This window comes from Shigella sp. FC1567, assembly GCF_001743015.1.
GTDB lineage: Bacteria > Pseudomonadota > Gammaproteobacteria > Enterobacterales > Enterobacteriaceae > Escherichia > Escherichia coli.
In genome coordinates, this window is sequence record NZ_MIIV01000333.1 from 25,241 (window position 1) to 45,403 (window position 20,163).

Below are 20,163 nucleotides of genomic sequence, written 5' to 3' on the forward strand. Positions count from 1 at the left end.
CCTTTAGGCATTTGCACAATGCCGTACGTTACGTACTTCCTTATGCTAAGCCGTGCATAACGGAGGACTTATGGCTGGCTGGCATCTTGATACCAAAATGGCGCAGGATATCGTGGCACGTACCATGCGCATCATCGATACCAATATCAACGTAATGGATGCCCGTGGGCGAATTATCGGCAGCGGCGATCGTGAGCGTATTGGTGAATTGCACGAAGGTGCATTGCTGGTACTTTCACAGGGACGAGTCGTCGATATCGATGACGCGGTGGCACGTCATCTGCACGGTGTGCGGCAAGGGATTAATCTACCGTTACGGCTGGAAGGTGAAATTGTCGGCGTAATTGGCCTGACAGGTGAACCAGAGAATCTGCGTAAATATGGCGAACTGGTCTGCATGACGGCTGAAATGATGCTGGAACAGTCGCGGTTGATGCACTTGTTGGCGCAGGATAGCCGTTTGCGGGAGGAACTGGTGATGAACCTGATTCAGGCAGAGGAGAATACTCCCGCACTTACTGAATGGGCGCAACGGCTGGGGATCGATCTCAATCAACCGCGAGTGGTGGCTATTGTTGAGGTCGACAGCGGTCAGCTTGGTGTGGACAGCGCAATGGCGGAGTTACAACAACTGCAAAACGCGCTGACTACGCCCGAGCGTAATAATCTGGTGGCGATTGTCTCGCTAACCGAAATGGTGGTGTTGAAACCGGCGTTGAACTCTTTTGGGCGCTGGGATGCAGAAGATCATCGTAAGCGAGTTGAACAACTGATTACCCGCATGAAAGAGTACGGCCGGCTGCGTTTTCGCGTTTCACTGGGCAACTATTTTACCGGTCCTGGCAGTATTGCCCGATCCTATCGTACGGCGAAAACGACGATGGTGGTGGGTAAACAGCGGATGCCAGAAAGTCGCTGCTATTTTTATCAGGATCTGATGTTACCTGTGTTACTCGACAGTTTGCGTGGCGACTGGCAGGCCAACGAACTGGCGCGACCGCTGGCGCGGCTGAAAGCGATGGACAATAACGGCTTGCTGCGACGAACGCTGGCGGCGTGGTTTCGTCACAATGTGCAACCGCTGGCAACGTCAAAGGCGTTGTTTATTTATCGTAATACCCTGGAGTATCGGCTTAATCGTATATCGGAACTGACCGGGCTTGATTTGGGCAATTTTGATGACAGGTTGCTGCTGTATGTGGCGTTACAACTGGATGAAGAGCGGTAGGTTATGCGTTAAGGTTGAGGCGGCGCTGTCTCATTTCCCTCAGCCCGAAGGGGAGAGGGGAATGCCCGAATTAACCGTCAATTCGGGATTATTTACGCGTTAGTTTTTCCAGATCGGCTTCAATCTCGCTGATCTTATTGGTTACGACTGACTCCAGGTGACGTAAGTCGTCGAGGATCTTACGCTTAAGATCAACTTCGCTGCGGTCACGCTGGCAGATTTGATCAAGCTCATCAATGATATACCGTAGATTCGGGCTGATTTCCTGGACTTCTTTATAACCCTGACCCACACCATCAGCGACGACCGTTTTACGCTGACGCGGATATTTAAACTTAACGCTCTTGGCGAAAAACTCGCCTTTGTCTTTCTGGAAATAGATTTTCAGAATATCGTTGTTGGCTTCCTGCCGGAGGCTGTAACGATCAATTTCTTCAGGATTGGTAATACCCAGACTTTTCAGATTGTCGTACATAGCGTTACCTCAAAATGAGTCAGTAAATTGTGCTTATTTTAGCATTTGGCCTAGCCCGCCCGGCTCGACTGTGATCGCAGAAAGCCTTTTTCTTCCAGACTTCTATCATGGCGTAAAAATCAAAAAATTACCTGCTTTATTGTGGTGATAAAATTCACGTTCTACACCAGTTCCAGCATCGTTACTTCCGGGCGGCAGTTCAGACGCAAACCATACAAACTGCCCACGCCACGGGTTGTGTAGATGTGTCGTTCGCCAAAGGCATTTAATCCGGCGACGTAACGTTTATCTTCGACAGGGGCAAAAGGTTCACCAACCAACGGTACGCGCAGTTGCCCGCCGTGAGTATGGCCGCACAGCATCAGATCCCAGGGTTCATCACGCATGACTTCTTTGCTGTCGGGATTATGTGCCAGCATCAGTCTTGGCAGATTTGCTTCGCTGGCGGGAGGTGGTTTGCATTGTCCGGCCCATAAGTCACCGGTGCCTACCAGTTCGAATTGCCTGTTCGGCGTGGCGATCACCGTAGCCTGGTTAAACAACACCGTGATGCCCACTGATTTCAACGTCTCGCCAATTAAGTGATTTTTTTCTGTACCAACAGGGCGATCGTGGTTGCCGAAGCAGGCAAACGTCGGCGCACATTCGGCAAGGGGGGAGAGGACATCACTAAACGCCGAAAAATTCAGCGGCATATCAAATAATACGTAATCGCCGCCCAGTAATATCAAATCGGGCTTTTGTTCTATGCCAAGAGCAATCGCGTCAGAAATCAGGCTTAAAGGAACAAAACGAGAGTAATGGAGATCGGCCAGAAAAAGAATTTTGAATGGTGCTGCGTTGTCTTTAAAAAAGGCGAGGCGGTGACGGATTAATTCAAACCAGCCTGGCTCCCAGTAATGCATATAACCGAAACCTGAGCTCGTGGCTATCGTCGCGGCAGTAGCCTGCAACAATCGGCGGCGTGAAATCATCGCTCATCCCTGCAAAAAAAATCGGGCAGCGTCGTGCTGCCCGTGTGCATACTTTTAGTCGATGGTACGCAGCAGTTCGTTAATGCCGACTTTGCCGCGAGTTTTCGCGTCAACTTTCTTAACGATAACCGCACAGTAGAGGCTGTATTTGCCATCTTTTGACGGCAGATTACCTGAAACAACCACAGACCCCGCCGGAACGTGACCGTAGTGGATTTCGCCGGTTTCACGGTCGTAAATACGGGTGCTCTGACCAATGTATACGCCCATGGAAATGACGGAACCTTCTTCGACAATCACCCCTTCAACTACTTCAGAGCGTGCGCCAATGAAGCAGTTATCTTCAATGATGGTTGGGTTAGCCTGCAGCGGTTCCAGCACGCCGCCGATGCCCACGCCACCGGAAAGGTGGACGTTTTTACCAATCTGCGCACAAGAACCGACGGTCGCCCAGGTATCAACCATGGTGCCTTCATCAACATATGCGCCGATGTTGACGTAAGACGGCATCAGCACGGTGTTACGGGCAATAAACGCACCCTGACGTACCGCCGCTGGTGGCACAACGCGGAAGCCTTCTTTCTGGAAACGTGCTTCGTCGTAGTCGGCGAATTTCATTGGCACTTTGTCGAAGTAGCGGCTTTCTGCCCCTTCGATCACCTGATTATCATTAATACGGAAAGAGAGCAGCACCGCTTTTTTCAACCACTGATGCGTCACCCACTGACCGTCAATTTTTTCCGCTACACGCAGTGCACCGGAATCCAGCAGGGCGATCACCTGATTTACCGCTTCGCGGGTAACGGTGTCTGCGTTGGTTGGCGTGATCTCGGCACGGCGTTCAAAAGCGGTTTCAATAATGTTCTGTAACTGCTGCATTGTTAAACTCTTTTCATATCAGTAAACACATCACCCTTTATCGTTTGGATTGAGGGCCTCTGTCAACCGCTGATGCACTTCCTGCTGCAACTCGTTATTAAGCGCACGCCGGTCAGCGGTGGCAATTATGAATAAATCTTCTACTCGCTCGCCAATGGTTGTAATTCGGGCACCATGAAGCGAAATTCCCAGATCGGCAAAAATTTTCCCGACTCTCGCCAGCAGTCCTGGCTGGTCGAGCGCGATAAGCTCAAGGAACGATTTGCGGTCGGTATGGGTCGGCAAAAACGTTACTTCGGTTTCAACAGTAAAATGGCGTAATTTGGCGGGTTGGCGACGGGGCTGCGGTGGCTGCCAGCTACTTTGCGTCAGTACTTGCTCCAGACCAAACCGAATAACCTCATGACGATCTGCGGACAGCGGGCTGCCATCGGGTTCCAGCACGATAAAGGTATCCATCGCCATACCGTCGCGAGTGGTGAAAATTTGTGCGTCGTGAACACTTAAATTGCGGCGGTCTAATTCGGCACAGACGGCGGCAAACAGATAGGGGCGGTCCGGGCTCCAGATAAAAATCTCGGTGCCTCCACGCGTAGCCTGCGGGCTAAGCAATACCAGTGGTTTGCTTAAATCATGCTGTAATAAATGGCGGGCATGCCAGGCCAGTTGATTTGGGCTATGGCGGACAAAATAGTTAGCACGACAGCGTGACCAAATTTGGTGCAGCGCCTCTTCGTCGATGTTATCCATGCGCAGTAGTGCCAGTGCCTGGAGTTGGTGATGGCGAACCCGTTCGCGCATATCCGGCGTGTTTTGCATTCCGCGTCGTAGCTGCTTTTCGGTGGCAAAATAGAGTTCGCGCAACAGACTTTGCTTCCAGCTATTCCACAGCGTTTCGTTGGTGGCGCAAATGTCAGCCACTGTCAGGCATACCAGATAGCGCAGACGATTTTCCGTTTGAACTTCTTCGGCAAACTGCTTGATGACTTCAGGGTCCTGAATATCGCGGCGTTGTGCTGTCACCGACATCAGCAAGTGCTGGCGAACCAGCCAGGCAACCAGCTGTGTTTCGCGTGAGTTCAGCCCGTGGAGTTCTGCAAAATGCACTACATCCTGAGCACCGAGAATGGAGTGGTCGCCGCCGCGTCCTTTGGCGATATCGTGAAACAGCGCGGCGATGAAAATCAGCTCAGTTGACGGCAGGCGCGGCCAGACGTCCACACACAACGGATGGCGCTGGCGCGTTTCTTCACTGGCAAAACTCTCCAGTTTCAGCATCACGCGGATAGTATGTTCATCCACCGTGTAGGCGTGGAACAGATCAAACTGCATCTGCCCGACGATATGCGACCATTGCGGCATATACGCGCCGAGCACGCTATGGCGATGCATTGGCAATAGCCCGCGCCGCACCGCTCCGGGGTGACGCAGAATGCTCAAAAACAGTTTTCGTGCTTCCGGAATATTACACAGCGGTTGTTGCAGATGGCGACGGGCATGGCGTAACTGGCGCAGCGTGGTGGAGTAAATGCCGGTGATCGCACTGTTGCGCACCATGGTGTAGAACATACGCAAGATGGCTTCCGGCTGGCGCATAAATAGTGTTTCATCACGCAGGTCGATTAGCGTACCGCGTAGCTGAAACTCATCGTCGATTGGACGTGGTTTTTCGTCGGCAGGAAGGGCGAGGATGGCTTCATCGAACAGTTGCAGCAGCATCTGGTTGAGTTCACTGACGCGGCGTGTAACGCGGAAGTAATCCTTCATCATCCGCTCGACCGGTTCGTTGCCTTCACCACTGTAATTCAGACGCTGAGCGACGCTAAGTTGGCGATCGAATAACAGGCGATTATCGTAACGGCTGACGACCAGATGCAGGGCAAAGCGAATACGCCACAGTATATGCAGACATTCGTTTAATTCCGCCCGCTCCGCTGAGGTTAAGAAGCCAAACCCAACCATTTCATCCAGCGATGTTGCGCCAAAATGACGGCGGGCCACCCATTGCAGAGTGTGGATATCGCGCAAGCCGCCAGGGCTACTTTTGATGTCTGGTTCAAGATTGTAGCTGGTGCCGTGGTAACGCTGATGGCGCTGGTTCTGTTCTTCAACTTTCGCCGCGTAGAACTTGTCGGAAGGCCAGAATCCTTCGCTAAAAATATGTTTTTGCAGTTCGAGGAAGAGCGCAACATCGCCAATTAATAAGCGGGATTCGATTAAATTGGTGGCGACGGTTAAATCCGATAACCCTTCCAGCATGCACTCTTCAAGCGTGCGCACACTATGACCGACTTCCAGCTTTACATCCCAGAGCAGCGTTAACAGCTCGCCCACTTTTTGCGCCTGATCGTCCGGGAGCTTTTTACGGCTTAAAATCAGTAAATCGATGTCAGAAAGTGGATGCAGCTCGCCACGACCGTAGCCACCGACGGCGACCAATGCCAGGTCGGCAATCTGGCTGAATCCCGCTTCAATCCATAATCGTTGCAGGAGCTGGTCGATAAACTCGGTGCGCGCCTCAATCAACTGTTCTGCAGAGATCCCATTGTCAAAGGCATCACCAGCCAACGCTGGAAAGTATCGATATGGGCTTTTATCCCACCGACGGTTAATTCATCACGGGGCCAGACGCATGGATTTTGCGGTTGACCGGGCAGGGTGGGGAGAGCGGTGTTTGCGTACTGTTCTGGAAGGGTATTCATTGTGCGCCACTCATAAGATTAAATTATCGCATTAAAAAAGCCGGCATTCGCCGGCTTCATCTTATTCGTCGTGCGAGATTATCGCCGGGATGGTGTCATCCTTGCGTAGCGTCAGAATTTCGCAGCCGTTATCAGTCACCACAATAGTATGCTCATATTGTGCAGACAAGCTGCGATCTTTGGTTTTTACCGTCCAGCCATCTTTCATGGTGCGGATCTCTTTTTTACCCGCGTTGACCATTGGCTCGATGGTGAACGTCATCCCAGGTTTCAGTACGACGTTGGTTTCACGGGAGTCATAGTGCAGCACCTGCGGTTCTTCATGGAAGCCGCGACCAATACCGTGTCCGCAATATTCACGAACGACGGAGAAGCCTTCTGCTTCGACAAACTTCTGAATCGCCGCACCGATTTCGCGCAGGTTAATGCCTGGTTTGACCATGCGCAGCGCCAGGTACAGGCTTTCTTGCGTGATGCGGCACAGACGTTCGCCCATGATGGTCGGCTTACCGACGATAAACATTTTCGAGGTATCGCCGTGGAAACCATCTTTGATTACGGTGACATCAATGTTAACGATATCGCCATCTTTCAGCAGCTTCGCATCGTCCGGGATACCGTGGCACACCACTTCATTAATAGAGATGCAAACGGATTTCGGATAGCCGTGATAGCCGAGGCAGGCAGAAACCGCGTGTTGTTCATTAACAATGTAATCATTACAGATGCGATCCAGCTCGCCGGTGCTGACGCCCGGTTTAACATACGGTTCGATCATCTCCAGCACTTCGGCAGCCAGTCGGCCAGCGACGCGCATTTTTTCGATATCTTCTGGGGTCTTGATTGAGATAGCCATTAATTCTGTCCATCAGCGTCGGTGATACCGACAATATATATGTAAGTGCCGTCAATGGTATCACACCCGGGCAAATTGAGAATCATTCTGAATTTCGCCAAACGTGCCACTGAACGTTTTCTATAATAGAAAATTCAACGTCTGATGCTGTACACAGCGCCAACAATTATTGGTGTCCATGACGTATTTGTGGTATAAAGCGCGCCGGACTTCCGATCCATTTCGTATACACAGACTGGACGGAAGCGACAATCTCACTTTGTGTAACAACACACACGTATCGGCACATATTCCGGGGTGCCCTTTGGGGTCGGTAATATGGGATACGTGGAGGCATAACCCCAACTTTTATATAGAGGTTTTAATCATGGCAACTGTTTCCATGCGCGACATGCTCAAGGCTGGTGTTCACTTCGGTCACCAGACCCGTTACTGGAACCCGAAAATGAAGCCGTTCATCTTCGGTGCGCGTAACAAAGTTCACATCATCAACCTTGAGAAAACTGTACCGATGTTCAACGAAGCTCTGGCTGAACTGAACAAGATTGCTTCTCGCAAAGGTAAAATCCTTTTCGTTGGTACTAAACGCGCTGCAAGCGAAGCGGTGAAAGACGCTGCTCTGAGCTGCGACCAGTTCTTCGTGAACCATCGCTGGCTGGGCGGTATGCTGACTAACTGGAAAACCGTTCGTCAGTCCATCAAACGTCTGAAAGACCTGGAAACTCAGTCTCAGGACGGTACTTTCGAAAAGCTGACCAAGAAAGAAGCGCTGATGCGCACTCGTGAGCTGGAGAAACTGGAAAACAGCCTGGGCGGTATCAAAGACATGGGCGGTCTGCCGGACGCTCTGTTTGTAATCGATGCTGACCACGAACACATTGCTATCAAAGAAGCAAACAACCTGGGTATTCCGGTATTTGCTATCGTTGATACCAACTCTGATCCGGACGGTGTTGACTTCGTTATCCCGGGTAACGACGACGCAATCCGTGCTGTGACCCTGTACCTGGGCGCTGTAGCTGCAACCGTACGTGAAGGCCGTTCTCAGGATCTGGCTTCCCAGGCGGAAGAAAGCTTCGTAGAAGCTGAGTAATAAGGCTTGATAACTCCCCCAAAATAGTTCGAGTTGCAGAAAGGCGGCAAGCTCGAGAATTCCCGGGAGCTTACATCAGTAAGTGACCGGGATGAGCGAGCGAAGATAACGCATCTGCGGCGCGAAATATGAAGGGGGAGAGCCCTTATAGACCAGGTAGTACACGTTTGGTTAGGGGGCCTGCATATGGCCCCCTTTTTCACTTTTATATCTGTGCGGTTTAATGCCGGGCAGATCACATCTCCGAGGATTTTAGAATGGCTGAAATTACCGCATCCCTGGTAAAAGAGCTGCGTGAGCGTACTGGCGCAGGCATGATGGATTGCAAAAAAGCACTGACTGAAGCTAACGGCGACATCGAGCTGGCAATCGAAAACATGCGTAAGTCCGGTGCTATTAAAGCAGCGAAAAAAGCAGGCAACGTTGCTGCTGACGGCGTGATCAAAACCAAAATCGACGGCAACTACGGCATCATTCTGGAAGTTAACTGCCAGACTGACTTCGTTGCAAAAGACGCTGGTTTCCAGGCGTTCGCAGACAAAGTTCTGGACGCAGCTGTTGCTGGCAAAATCACTGACGTTGAAGTTCTGAAAGCACAGTTCGAAGAAGAACGTGTTGCGCTGGTAGCGAAAATTGGTGAAAACATCAACATTCGCCGCGTTGCTGCGCTGGAAGGCGACGTTCTGGGTTCTTATCAGCACGGTGCGCGTATCGGCGTTCTGGTTGCTGCTAAAGGCGCTGACGAAGAGCTGGTTAAACACATCGCTATGCACGTTGCTGCAAGCAAGCCAGAATTCATCAAACCAGAAGACGTATCCGCTGAAGTGGTAGAAAAAGAATACCAGGTACAGCTGGATATAGCGATGCAGTCTGGTAAGCCGAAAGAAATCGCAGAGAAAATGGTTGAAGGCCGCATGAAGAAATTCACCGGCGAAGTTTCTCTGACCGGTCAGCCGTTCGTTATGGAACCAAGCAAAACTGTTGGTCAGCTGCTGAAAGAGCATAACGCTGAAGTGACTGGCTTCATCCGCTTCGAAGTGGGTGAAGGCATCGAGAAAGTTGAGACTGACTTTGCAGCAGAAGTTGCTGCGATGTCCAAGCAGTCTTAATTATCAAAAAGGAGCCGCCTGAGGGCGGCTTCTTTTTGTGCCCATCTTGTAAATTCAGCTAACCCTTGTGGGGCTGCGCTGAAAAGCGACGTACAATGTCGCTAGTATTAATTCATTTCAATCGTTGACAGTCTCAGGAAAGAAACATGGCTACCAATGCAAAACCCGTCTATAAACGCATTCTGCTTAAGTTGAGTGGCGAAGCTCTGCAGGGCACTGAAGGCTTCGGTATTGATGCAAGCATACTGGATCGTATGGCTCAGGAAATCAAAGAACTGGTTGAACTGGGTATTCAGGTTGGTGTGGTGATTGGTGGGGGTAACCTGTTCCGTGGCGCTGGTCTGGCGAAAGCGGGTATGAACCGCGTTGTGGGCGACCACATGGGGATGCTGGCGACCGTAATGAACGGCCTGGCAATGCGTGATGCACTGCACCGCGCCTATGTGAACGCTCGTCTGATGTCCGCTATTCCATTGAATGGCGTGTGCGACAGCTACAGCTGGGCAGAAGCTATCAGCCTGTTGCGCAACAACCGTGTGGTGATCCTCTCCGCCGGTACAGGTAACCCGTTCTTTACCACCGACTCAGCAGCTTGCCTGCGTGGTATCGAAATTGAAGCCGATGTGGTGCTGAAAGCAACCAAAGTTGACGGCGTGTTTACCGCTGATCCGGCGAAAGATCCAACCGCAACCATGTACGAGCAACTGACTTACAGCGAAGTGCTGGAAAAAGAGCTGAAAGTCATGGACCTGGCGGCCTTCACGCTGGCTCGTGACCATAAATTACCGATTCGTGTTTTCAATATGAACAAACCGGGTGCGCTGCGCCGTGTGGTAATGGGTGAAAAAGAAGGGACTTTAATCACGGAATAATTCCCGTGATGGATAAATAAGGGTAAGATTCCGCGTAAGTATCGCGGGGGCGTAAGTCTGGTTATAAGGCGTTATTGTTGCAGGCAGTTTGGTCACGGCCAGCGCGCAGCAACCGGAGCGTACAAAAGTACGTGAGGATGGCGAGCACTGCTCGGGGCCAAAATGGCAAATAAAATAGCCTAATAATCCAGACGATTACCCGTAATATGTTTAATCAGGGCTATACTTAGCACACTTCCACTGTGTGTGACTGTCTGGTCTGACTGAGACAAGTTTTCAAGGATTCGTAACGTGATTAGCGATATCAGAAAAGATGCTGAAGTACGCATGGACAAATGCGTAGAAGCGTTCAAAACCCAAATCAGCAAAATACGCACGGGTCGTGCTTCTCCCAGCCTGCTGGATGGCATTGTCGTAGAATATTACGGCACGCCGACGCCGCTGCGTCAGCTGGCAAGCGTAACGGTAGAAGATTCCCGTACTCTGAAAATCAACGTGTTTGATCGTTCAATGTCTCCGGCCGTTGAAAAAGCGATTATGGCGTCCGATCTTGGCCTGAACCCGAACTCTGCGGGTAGCGACATCCGTGTTCCGCTGCCGCCGCTGACGGAAGAACGTCGTAAAGATCTGACCAAAATCGTTCGTGGTGAAGCAGAACAAGCGCGTGTTGCAGTACGTAACGTGCGTCGTGACGCGAACGACAAAGTGAAAGCACTGTTGAAAGATAAAGAGATCAGCGAAGACGACGATCGCCGTTCTCAGGACGATGTACAGAAACTGACTGATGCTGCAATCAAGAAAATTGAAGCGGCGCTGGCAGACAAAGAAGCAGAACTGATGCAGTTCTGATTTCTTGAACGACAAAAACGCCGCTCAGTAGATCCTTGCGGATCGGCTGGCGGCGTTTTGCTTTTTATTCTGTCTCAACTCTGGATGTTTCATGAAGCAACTCACCATTCTGGGCTCGACCGGCTCGATTGGTTGCAGCACGCTGGACGTGGTGCGCCATAATCCCGAACACTTCCGCGTAGTTGCGCTGGTGGCAGGCAAAAATGTCACTCGCATGGTAGAACAGTGCCTGGAATTCTCTCCCCGCTATGCCGTAATGGACGATGAAGCGAGTGCGAAACTTCTTAAAACGATGCTACAGCAACAGGGTAGCCGCACCGAAGTCTTAAGTGGGCAACAAGCCGCTTGCGATATGGCAGCGCTTGAGGATGTTGATCAGGTGATGGCAGCCATTGTTGGCGCTGCTGGGCTGTTACCTACGCTTGCTGCGATCCGCGCGGGTAAAACCATTTTGCTGGCCAATAAAGAATCACTGGTTACCTGCGGACGTCTGTTTATGGACGCCGTAAAGCAGAGCAAAGCGCAATTGTTACCGGTCGATAGCGAACATAACGCCATTTTTCAGAGTTTACCGCAACCTATCCAGCATAATCTGGGATACGCTGACCTTGAGCAAAATGGCGTGGTGTCCATTTTACTTACCGGGTCTGGTGGCCCTTTCCGTGAGACGCCATTGCGCGATTTGGCAACAATGACGCCGGATCAAGCCTGCCGTCATCCGAACTGGTCGATGGGGCGTAAAATTTCTGTCGATTCGGCTACCATGATGAACAAAGGTCTGGAATACATTGAAGCGCGTTGGCTATTTAACGCCAGCGCCAGCCAGATGGAAGTGCTGATTCACCCGCAGTCAGTGATTCACTCAATGGTGCGCTATCAGGACGGCAGTGTTCTGGCGCAGCTGGGGGAACCGGATATGCGTACGCCAATTGCCCACACCATGGCATGGCCGAATCGCGTGAACTCTGGCGTGAAGCCGCTCGATTTTTGCAAACTAAGTGCGTTGACATTTGCCGCACCGGATTATGATCGTTATCCATGCCTGAAACTGGCGATGGAGGCGTTCGAACAAGGTCAGGCAGCGACGACAGCATTGAATGCCGCAAACGAAATCACCGTTGCTGCTTTTCTTGCGCAACAAATCCGCTTTACGGATATCGCTGCGTTGAATTTATCGGTACTGGAAAAAATGGATATGCGCGAACCACAATGTGTGGACGATGTGTTATCTGTTGATGCGAACGCGCGTGAAGTCGCCAGAAAAGAGGTGATGCGTCTCGCAAGCTGAGGATAATCCGGCTACAGAGAGTCTCGCTATTTGTTAGCGTAGGGCTTCAGTGATATAGTCTGCGCCATCTGATCGTAAGTAGTTGGCTTTATAAGGTCAGGTATGCCGTGGTTTTGCATGGCTTTTTTTGTATAGGCTTCAGTATTCCTGAGTACCGTAAACCCTGTCAGGGAATAAAAAACGCGTGATGTTGTCTGCTACTCAACCACTTAGCGAAAAATTGCCAGCGCATGGCTGCCGTCATGTTGCGATCATTATGGACGGCAATGGTCGCTGGGCAAAAAAGCAAGGGAAGATTCGTGCCTTTGGGCATAAAGCCGGGGCAAAATCCGTCCGCCGGGCTGTCTCTTTTGCGGCCAACAACGGTATTGAGGCGTTAACGCTGTATGCCTTTAGTAGTGAAAACTGGAACCGACCAGCGCAGGAAGTCAGTGCGTTAATGGAACTGTTTGTGTGGGCGCTCGATAGCGAAGTAAAAAGTCTGCACCGACATAACGTGCGTCTGCGTATTATTGGCGATACCAGTCGCTTTAACTCGCGTTTGCAAGAATGTATTCGTAAATCTGAAGCGCTAACAGCCGGGAATACCGGTCTGACGCTGAATATTGCGGCGAACTACGGTGGACGTTGGGATATAGTCCAGGGAGTCAGGCAACTGGCTGAAAAGGTGCAGCAAGGAAACCTGCAACCAGATCAGATAGATGAAGAGATGCTAAACCAGCATGTCTGTATGCATGAACTGGCCCCTGTAGATTTAGTAATTAGGACTGGGGGGGAGCATCGCATTAGTAACTTTTTGCTTTGGCAAATTGCCTATGCCGAACTTTACTTTATAGATGTTCTCTGGCCCGATTTCGATGAACAAGACTTTGAAGGGGCGTTAAATGCCTTTGCTAATCGAGAGCGTCGTTTCGGCGGCACCGAGCCCGGTGATGAAACAGCCTGATGGGGGGCGCTTTTGCTGAAGTATCGCCTGATATCTGCTTTTGTGTTAATACCCGTCGTCATCGCGGCGTTGTTTCTGTTGCCGCCGGTGGGGTTCGCCATTGTAACGCTGGTGGTCTGCATGCTGGCAGCGTGGGAATGGGGACAGCTTAGCGGTTTTACCACTCGTTCGCAGCGAGTATGGTTGGCGGTGTTATGCGGGTTATTGTTGGCGCTGATGCTTTTTCTGTTGCCGGAATATCACCGAAATATTCATCAACCGCTGGTTGAAATCTCACTTTGGGCTTCGCTGGGTTGGTGGATTGTCTCGCTATTGCTGGTGCTGTTTTACCCAGGTTCCGCAGCAATCTGGCGTAACTCTAAAACATTGCGCCTTATTTTTGGCGTGCTAACCATTGTTCCCTTCTTCTGGGGCATGCTGGCGTTACGGGCCTGGCACTATGACGAGAATCATTACAGTGGCGCAATATGGCTGCTCTATGTCATGATCCTGGTATGGGGCGCTGACTCCGGCGCATATATGTTTGGCAAATTGTTTGGTAAACATAAGCTGGCACCGAAGGTTTCTCCGGGTAAAACCTGGCAAGGCTTTATAGGTGGACTCGCTACTGCAGCGGTAATCTCATGGGGTTATGGCATGTGGGCGAATCTCGACGTCGCTCCCGTCACCTTACTCATTTGCTCTATTGTCGCAGCGTTAGCCTCAGTGCTCGGCGATCTGACCGAGAGTATGTTTAAGCGTGAAGCAGGAATTAAGGACAGCGGTCATTTAATTCCAGGACACGGTGGTATTTTAGATCGTATTGATAGCCTGACGGCTGCGGTACCGGTCTTTGCTTGCTTGTTGTTACTGGTATTCAGGACGCTTTAACGGAAGGTAATATGCTGAGTTTTCTCTGGGATTTGGCTTCGTTCATCGTTGCACTGGGTGTACTTATCACTGTGCATGAATTTGGTCATTTCTGGGTTGCCCGGCGTTGTGGTGTTCGCGTTGAGCGTTTCTCAATAGGGTTTGGTAAGGCGCTCTGGCGGCGAACTGATAAGCTCGGCACCGAATATGTTATCGCCCTGATCCCGCTGGGCGGTTATGTCAAAATGCTGGATGAGCGCGCAGAACCGGTCGTTCCGGAACTCCGCCACCATGCCTTCAATAATAAATCTGTTGGCCAACGAGCGGCGATTATTGCCGCAGGTCCGGTTGCAAACTTCATTTTTGCTATCTTTGCCTACTGGCTGGTTTTTATTATTGGTGTGCCTGGCGTACGTCCGGTGGTTGGTGAAATAGCAGCCAATTCGATAGCTGCGGAAGCACAAATTGCACCAGGTACGGAACTAAAAGCCGTAGATGGTATCGAAACGCCTGATTGGGATGCCGTGCGTTTGCAGTTGGTCGATAAAATTGGCGATGAAAGCACCACCATTACAGTAGCGCCATTTGGCAGCGACCAACGGCGGGATGTAAAGCTCGATTTACGTCACTGGGCGTTTGAGCCTGATAAAGAAGATCCGGTATCTTCGCTGGGGATTCGTCCTCGTGGGCTGCAAATTGAACCTGTACTGGAAAATGTGCAGCCAAACTCGGCGGCAAGCAAGGCAGGTTTGCAAGCAGGCGACAGGATCGTTAAAGTCGATGGTCAGCCCTTAACGCAGTGGGTGACCTTTGTGATGCTTGTCCGGGATAACCCGGGGAAATCCTTAGCGTTAGAAATCGAAAGGCAGGGAAGTCTCTTGTCTTTGACATTAATCCCGGAGAGTAAACCGGGTAATGGTAAAGCGATTGGTTTTGTCGGTATTGAGCCGAAAGTCATTCCTTTGCCAGATGAGTATAAAGTTGTACGCCAGTATGGGCCGTTCAACGCCATCGTCGAAGCCACGGACAAAACGTGGCAGCTGATGAAGCTGACGGTCAGTATGCTGGGAAAATTGATCACCGGTGATGTGAAACTGAACAACCTCAGTGGGCCGATCTCTATCGCCAAGGGGGCTGGGATGACAGCGGAACTCGGGGTAGTTTATTACCTGCCGTTTCTTGCGCTTATTAGCGTGAACTTAGGGATAATTAACCTGTTTCCGTTGCCCGTACTTGACGGGGCGCATCTGCTGTTCCTTGCGATCGAAAAGATCAAGGGCGGACCGGTATCCGAGCGGGTTCAAGACTTTTGTTATCGCATTGGCTCGATTCTGCTGGTGCTGTTAATGGGGCTTGCACTTTTCAATGATTTCTCTCGGTTATGAGAGTTAGTTAGGAAGAACGCATAATAACGATGGCGATGAAAAAGTTGCTCATAGCGTCGCTGCTGTTTAGCAGCGCCACCGTATACGGTGCTGAAGGGTTCGTAGTGAAAGATATTCATTTCGAAGGCCTTCAGCGTGTCGCCGTTGGTGCGGCCCTCCTCAGTATGCCGGTGCGTACAGGCGACACGGTTAATGATGAAGATATCAGTAATACCATTCGCGCTCTGTTTGCTACCGGCAACTTTGAGGATGTTCGCGTCCTTCGTGATGGTGATACCCTTCTGGTTCAGGTAAAAGAACGTCCGACCATTGCCAGCATTACTTTCTCCGGTAACAAATCGGTGAAAGATGACATGCTGAAGCAAAACCTCGAGGCTTCTGGTGTGCGTGTGGGCGAATCCCTCGATCGCACCACCATTGCCGATATCGAGAAAGGTCTGGAAGACTTCTACTACAGCGTCGGTAAATATAGCGCCAGCGTAAAAGCTGTCGTGACCCCGCTGCCGCGCAACCGTGTTGACCTAAAACTGGTGTTCCAGGAAGGTGTGTCAGCTGAAATCCAGCAAATTAACATTGTTGGTAACCATGCTTTCACCACCGACGAACTGATCTCTCATTTCCAACTGCGTGACGAAGTGCCGTGGTGGAACGTGGTAGGCGATCGTAAATACCAGAAACAGAAACTGGCGGGCGACCTTGAAACCCTGCGCAGCTACTATCTGGATCGCGGTTATGCCCGTTTCAACATCGACTCTACCCAGGTCAGTCTGACGCCAGATAAAAAAGGTATTTACGTCACGGTGAACATTACCGAAGGCGATCAGTACAAGCTTTCTGGCGTTGAAGTGAGCGGCAACCTTGCCGGGCACTCCGCTGAAATTGAGCAGCTGACTAAGATCGAGCCGGGCGAGCTGTATAACGGCACCAAAGTGACCAAGATGGAAGATGACATCAAAAAGCTTCTCGGTCGCTATGGTTATGCCTATCCGCGCGTACAGTCGATGCCTGAAATTAACGATGCCGACAAAACCGTTAAATTACGCGTGAACGTTGATGCGGGTAACCGTTTCTACGTGCGTAAGATCCGTTTTGAAGGTAACGATACCTCGAAAGATGCCGTCCTGCGTCGCGAAATGCGTCAGATGGAAGGTGCATGGCTGGGAAGCGATCTGGTCGATCAGGGTAAGGAGCGTCTGAATCGTCTGGGCTTCTTTGAAACTGTCGATACCGATACCCAACGTGTTCCGGGTAGCCCGGACCAAGTAGATGTAGTCTACAAGGTGAAAGAACGTAACACCGGTAGCTTCAACTTCGGGATTGGTTACGGTACTGAAAGTGGCGTGAGCTTCCAGGCTGGCGTGCAACAGGATAACTGGTTAGGTACAGGTTATGCTGTTGGTATCAACGGGACCAAAAACGATTACCAGACCTATGCTGAATTGTCGGTAACCAACCCGTACTTCACTGTAGATGGTGTAAGCCTCGGTGGTCGTCTCTTCTATAATGACTTCCAGGCAGATGACGCCGACCTGTCCGACTATACCAACAAGAGTTATGGTACAGACGTGACGTTGGGCTTCCCGATCAACGAATATAACTCGCTGCGTGCAGGTCTGGGTTATGTACATAACTCCCTGTCCAACATGCAGCCTCAGGTTGCGATGTGGCGTTATCTGTACTCTATGGGTGAACATCCGAGCACCTCTGATCAGGATAACAGCTTCAAAACGGACGACTTCACGTTCAACTATGGTTGGACCTATAACAAGCTTGACCGTGGTTACTTCCCGACAGATGGTTCACGTGTCAACCTGACCGGTAAAGTGACCATTCCTGGATCGGATAACGAATACTACAAAGTGACGTTAGACACGGCGACTTATGTGCCGATCGATGACGATCACAAATGGGTTGTTCTGGGGCGTACCCGCTGGGGTTATGGTGATGGTTTAGGCGGCAAAGAGATGCCGTTCTACGAGAACTTCTATGCCGGTGGTTCCAGCACGTCCGTGGCTTCCAGTCCAATACCATTGGTCCGAAAGCAGTTTACTTCCCGCATCAGGCCAGTAATTATGATCCGGACTATGATTACGAATGTGCGACTCAGGACGGCGCGAAAGACCTGTGTAAATCGGATGATGCTGTAGGCGGTAACGCCATGGCGGTTGCCAGCCTCGAGTTCATCACCCCGACGCCGTTTATTAGCGATAAGTATGCTAACTCGGTTCGTACTTCCTTCTTCTGGGATATGGGTACCGTTTGGGATACAAACTGGGATTCCAGCCAATATTCTGGATATCCGGACTATAGTGATCCAAGCAATATCCGTATGTCTGCGGGTATCGCATTACAATGGATGTCCCCATTGGGGCCGTTGGTGTTCTCCTACGCCCAGCCGTTCAAAAAGTACGATGGAGACAAGGCAGAACAGTTCCAGTTTAACATCGGTAAAACCTGGTAAGTGTTCTCCACAAAGGAATGTAGTGGTAGTGTAGCGATGACTTTAGGCGATCAATATAAGATCGCCGGGCCACGCAAAGAACTGCACCCTCCGGTGCAAATGGGATGGTAAGGAGTTTATTGTGAAAAAGTGGTTATTAGCGGCAGGTCTCGGTTTAGCACTGGCAACTTCTGCTCAGGCGGCTGACAAAATTGCAATCGTCAATATGGGCAGCCTGTTCCAGCAGGTAGCGCAGAAAACCGGTGTTTCTAACACGCTGGAAAATGAGTTCAAAGGCCGTGCCAGCGAACTGCAGCGTATGGAAACCGATCTGCAGGCTAAAATGAAAAAGCTGCAGTCCATGAAAGCGGGCAGCGATCGCACTAAGCTGGAAAAAGACGTGATGGCTCAGCGCCAGACTTTTGCTCAGAAAGCGCAGGCTTTTGAGCAGGATCGCGCACGTCGTTCCAACGAAGAACGCGGCAAACTGGTTACTCGTATCCAGACTGCTGTGAAATCCGTTGCCAACAGCCAGGATATCGATCTGGTTGTTGATGCAAACGCCGTTGCTTACAACAGCAGCGATGTAAAAGACATCACTGCCGACGTACTGAAACAGGTTAAATAAGTAATGCCTTCAATTCGACTGGCTGATTTAGCGCAGCAGTTGGATGCAGAACTACACGGTGATGGCGATATCGTCATCACCGGCGTTGCGTCCATGCAATCTGCACAAACAGGTCACATTACGTTCATGGTTAACCCAAAATACCGTGAGCATTTAGGCTTGTGCCAGGCGTCCGCGGTTGTCATGACCCAGGACGATCTTCCTTTCGCGAAAAGTGCCGCGCTGGTAGTGAAGAATCCCTACCTGACTTACGCGCGCATGGCGCAAATTTTAGATACCACGCCGCAGCCCGCGCAGAACATTGCACCCAGTGCGGTGATCGACGCGACGGCGAAGCTGGGGAACAATGTATCGATTGGCGCTAACGCGGTGATTGAATCCGGCGTTGAACTGGGCGATAACGTGATTATCGGTGCCGGTTGCTTCGTAGGTAAAAACAGCAAAATCGGTGCAGGTTCGCGTCTCTGGGCGAACGTAACCATTTACCATGAGATCCAGATCGGTCAGAATTGCCTGATCCAGTCCGGAACAGTGGTAGGCGCAGACGGCTTTGGTTATGCCAACGATCGTGGTAACTGGGTTAAGATCCCACAGATTGGTCGCGTAATTATTGGCGATCGCGTGGAGATCGGTGCCTGCACTACCATCGATCGCGGCGCACTGGATGACACTGTTATTGGCAATGGCGTGATCATTGATAACCAGTGCCAGATTGCACATAACGTCGTGATTGGCGACAATACGGCGGTTGCCGGTGGCGTCATTATGGCGGGCAGCCTGAAAATTGGTCGTTACTGCATGATCGGCGGAGCCAGCGTAATCAACGGGCATATGGAAATATGCGACAAAGTGACGGTTACGGGCATGGGTATGGTGATGCGTCCCATCACTGAACCAGGCGTCTATTCCTCAGGCATTCCGCTGCAACCCAACAAAGTCTGGCGCAAAACCGCTGCACTGGTGATGAACATTGATGACATGAGCAAGCGTCTGAAATCGCTTGAGCGCAAGGTTAATCAACAAGACTAACGTTCCATCTTTTGTTCGCCAAACTTTACGGCCTGTCTCATTCTTACGATTGCGGCAGGCCGTGTTATTATTGTCGTTTCTTATATTTTGACAGGAAGAGTATCTTGACTACTAACACTCATACTCTGCAGATTGAAGAGATTTTAGAACTTCTGCCGCACCGTTTCCCGTTCTTACTGGTGGATCGCGTGCTGGATTTTGAAGAAGGTCGTTTTCTGCGCGCAGTAAAAAATGTCTCTGTCAATGAGCCATTCTTCCAGGGCCATTTCCCTGGAAAACCGATTTTCCCGGGTGTGCTGATTCTGGAAGCAATGGCACAGGCAACAGGTATTCTGGCGTTTAAAAGCGTAGGAAAACTGGAACCGGGTGAGCTGTACTACTTCGCTGGTATTGACGAAGCGCGCTTCAAGCGCCCGGTCGTGCCTGGCGATCAAATGATCATGGAAGTCACTTTCGAAAAAACGCGCCGCGGCCTGACCCGTTTTAAAGGGGTTGCTCTGGTCGATGGTAAAGTAGTTTGCGAAGCAACGATGATGTGTGCTCGTAGCCGGGAGGCCTGAT

At 50.9% G+C, this 20,163-nt stretch carries 16 protein-coding genes and 2 pseudogenes; 13 read left to right on the forward strand and 5 right to left on the reverse strand.

Translation table 11 applies throughout. The features are described from left to right. The first annotated feature begins 70 nt into the window (after positions 1 to 70). Positions 71 to 1,228 (forward strand): DNA-binding transcriptional regulator CdaR, encoded by a 1,158-nt coding sequence (gene cdaR, locus BHE85_RS17130; protein WP_000929445.1) that lies wholly within the window; start codon positions 71 to 73, stop codon positions 1,226 to 1,228. Positions 1,229 to 1,316: 88 nt separating this feature from the next. On the opposite strand, the gene BHE85_RS17135 is transcribed toward cdaR, so the two are convergent. The 5 genes and pseudogenes from BHE85_RS17135 to map form a co-directional block, all read right to left on the reverse strand. After that, a complete protein-coding gene (locus tag BHE85_RS17135) occupies positions 1,317 to 1,703 on the reverse strand; it encodes a DUF3461 family protein (protein WP_000272188.1) in 387 nt (128 codons plus the stop codon). A gap of 161 nt (positions 1,704 to 1,864) precedes the next feature. After that, positions 1,865 to 2,677, reverse strand: coding sequence for a phosphodiesterase YaeI (gene yaeI, locus BHE85_RS17140; protein ID WP_000625639.1), 813 nt, complete (start codon positions 2,675 to 2,677; stop codon positions 1,865 to 1,867). Between the two features lie 54 nt (positions 2,678 to 2,731). After that, positions 2,732 to 3,556: a 2,3,4,5-tetrahydropyridine-2,6-dicarboxylate N-succinyltransferase gene (gene dapD, locus BHE85_RS17145; protein ID WP_001186665.1), complete on the reverse strand. Its 825-nt coding sequence runs from the start codon at positions 3,554 to 3,556 to the stop codon at positions 2,732 to 2,734. A gap of 30 nt (positions 3,557 to 3,586) precedes the next feature. Beyond that, positions 3,587 to 6,258: pseudogene (gene glnD / locus BHE85_RS17150) on the reverse strand (bifunctional uridylyltransferase/uridylyl-removing protein GlnD). Positions 6,259 to 6,319: 61 nt separating this feature from the next. Next, positions 6,320 to 7,114, reverse strand: a complete 795-nt coding sequence (gene map, locus BHE85_RS17155; RefSeq protein ID WP_001018194.1) for a type I methionyl aminopeptidase — start codon at positions 7,112 to 7,114, stop codon at positions 6,320 to 6,322. A 367-nt stretch (positions 7,115 to 7,481) separates the two neighbouring features. On the opposite strand from map, the gene rpsB reads away from it, so the two are divergent. From rpsB to fabZ, 12 genes and pseudogenes are all read left to right on the forward strand, one after another. Continuing rightward, positions 7,482 to 8,207 carry a 30S ribosomal protein S2 gene (gene rpsB / locus BHE85_RS17160; protein ID WP_000246884.1) on the forward strand — a complete coding sequence of 242 codons (726 nt, stop codon included), beginning with the start codon at positions 7,482 to 7,484 and terminating at the stop codon, positions 8,205 to 8,207. Between the two features lie 257 nt (positions 8,208 to 8,464). After that, on the forward strand, positions 8,465 to 9,316 hold the full coding sequence (tsf, locus tag BHE85_RS17165; protein ID WP_000818114.1) for a translation elongation factor Ts: 852 nt from the start codon (positions 8,465 to 8,467) through the stop codon (positions 9,314 to 9,316). Between the two features lie 146 nt (positions 9,317 to 9,462). Further along, positions 9,463 to 10,188 carry a UMP kinase gene (gene pyrH, locus BHE85_RS17170; RefSeq protein WP_000224573.1) on the forward strand — a complete coding sequence of 242 codons (726 nt, stop codon included), beginning with the start codon at positions 9,463 to 9,465 and terminating at the stop codon, positions 10,186 to 10,188. A 291-nt stretch (positions 10,189 to 10,479) separates the two neighbouring features. Then, on the forward strand, positions 10,480 to 11,037 hold the full coding sequence (frr, locus tag BHE85_RS17175; protein WP_000622418.1) for a ribosome recycling factor: 558 nt from the start codon (positions 10,480 to 10,482) through the stop codon (positions 11,035 to 11,037). A gap of 91 nt (positions 11,038 to 11,128) precedes the next feature. Next, the gene (gene ispC, locus BHE85_RS17180) at positions 11,129 to 12,325 is read left to right on the forward strand and encodes a 1-deoxy-D-xylulose-5-phosphate reductoisomerase (protein WP_000811923.1); all 1,197 of its coding nucleotides are present in this window, start codon (positions 11,129 to 11,131) and stop codon (positions 12,323 to 12,325) included. A gap of 187 nt (positions 12,326 to 12,512) precedes the next feature. Beyond that, a complete protein-coding gene (gene ispU / locus BHE85_RS17185; protein WP_004980682.1) occupies positions 12,513 to 13,271 on the forward strand; it encodes a (2E,6E)-farnesyl-diphosphate-specific ditrans,polycis-undecaprenyl-diphosphate synthase in 759 nt (252 codons plus the stop codon). Positions 13,272 to 13,283: 12 nt separating this feature from the next. After that, on the forward strand, positions 13,284 to 14,141 hold the full coding sequence (gene cdsA, locus BHE85_RS17190; protein ID WP_000922452.1) for a phosphatidate cytidylyltransferase: 858 nt from the start codon (positions 13,284 to 13,286) through the stop codon (positions 14,139 to 14,141). An 11-nt stretch (positions 14,142 to 14,152) separates the two neighbouring features. Further along, on the forward strand, positions 14,153 to 15,505 hold the full coding sequence (rseP, locus tag BHE85_RS17195; RefSeq protein ID WP_004980721.1) for a sigma E protease regulator RseP: 1,353 nt from the start codon (positions 14,153 to 14,155) through the stop codon (positions 15,503 to 15,505). A 29-nt stretch (positions 15,506 to 15,534) separates the two neighbouring features. Next, positions 15,535 to 17,966 (forward strand): annotated as a pseudogene (gene bamA, locus BHE85_RS17200) (outer membrane protein assembly factor BamA). Positions 17,967 to 18,087: 121 nt separating this feature from the next. Further along, complete coding sequence (skp, locus tag BHE85_RS17205; RefSeq protein WP_000758956.1) at positions 18,088 to 18,573, forward strand: molecular chaperone Skp; 486 nt, start codon at positions 18,088 to 18,090, stop codon at positions 18,571 to 18,573. 3 nt (positions 18,574 to 18,576) lie between these two features. After that, positions 18,577 to 19,602, forward strand: a complete 1,026-nt coding sequence (gene lpxD, locus BHE85_RS17210; protein WP_001139282.1) for a UDP-3-O-(3-hydroxymyristoyl)glucosamine N-acyltransferase — start codon at positions 18,577 to 18,579, stop codon at positions 19,600 to 19,602. 104 nt (positions 19,603 to 19,706) lie between these two features. After that, positions 19,707 to 20,162: a 3-hydroxyacyl-ACP dehydratase FabZ gene (fabZ, locus tag BHE85_RS17215; protein WP_000210739.1), complete on the forward strand. Its 456-nt coding sequence runs from the start codon at positions 19,707 to 19,709 to the stop codon at positions 20,160 to 20,162. Position 20,163: the final 1 nt, after the last annotated feature.

Excerpts from the sequence above, each read along its gene's own strand:
- cdaR (WP_000929445.1), top strand. The coding sequence starts at position 71 with ATGGCTGGCTGGCATCTTGATACCAAAATGGCGCAGGATATCGTGGCA.
- BHE85_RS17135 (WP_000272188.1), bottom strand. The coding sequence starts at position 1,703 with ATGTACGACAATCTGAAAAGTCTGGGTATTACCAATCCTGAAGAAATT.
- yaeI (WP_000625639.1), bottom strand. The coding sequence starts at position 2,677 with ATGATTTCACGCCGCCGATTGTTGCAGGCTACTGCCGCGACGATAGCC.
- dapD (WP_001186665.1), bottom strand. The coding sequence starts at position 3,556 with ATGCAGCAGTTACAGAACATTATTGAAACCGCTTTTGAACGCCGTGCC.
- map (WP_001018194.1), bottom strand. The coding sequence starts at position 7,114 with ATGGCTATCTCAATCAAGACCCCAGAAGATATCGAAAAAATGCGCGTC.
- rpsB (WP_000246884.1), top strand. The coding sequence starts at position 7,482 with ATGGCAACTGTTTCCATGCGCGACATGCTCAAGGCTGGTGTTCACTTC.
- tsf (WP_000818114.1), top strand. The coding sequence starts at position 8,465 with ATGGCTGAAATTACCGCATCCCTGGTAAAAGAGCTGCGTGAGCGTACT.
- pyrH (WP_000224573.1), top strand. The coding sequence starts at position 9,463 with ATGGCTACCAATGCAAAACCCGTCTATAAACGCATTCTGCTTAAGTTG.
- ispC (WP_000811923.1), top strand. The coding sequence starts at position 11,129 with ATGAAGCAACTCACCATTCTGGGCTCGACCGGCTCGATTGGTTGCAGC.
- ispU (WP_004980682.1), top strand. The coding sequence starts at position 12,513 with ATGTTGTCTGCTACTCAACCACTTAGCGAAAAATTGCCAGCGCATGGC.
- rseP (WP_004980721.1), top strand. The coding sequence starts at position 14,153 with ATGCTGAGTTTTCTCTGGGATTTGGCTTCGTTCATCGTTGCACTGGGT.
- lpxD (WP_001139282.1), top strand. The coding sequence starts at position 18,577 with ATGCCTTCAATTCGACTGGCTGATTTAGCGCAGCAGTTGGATGCAGAA.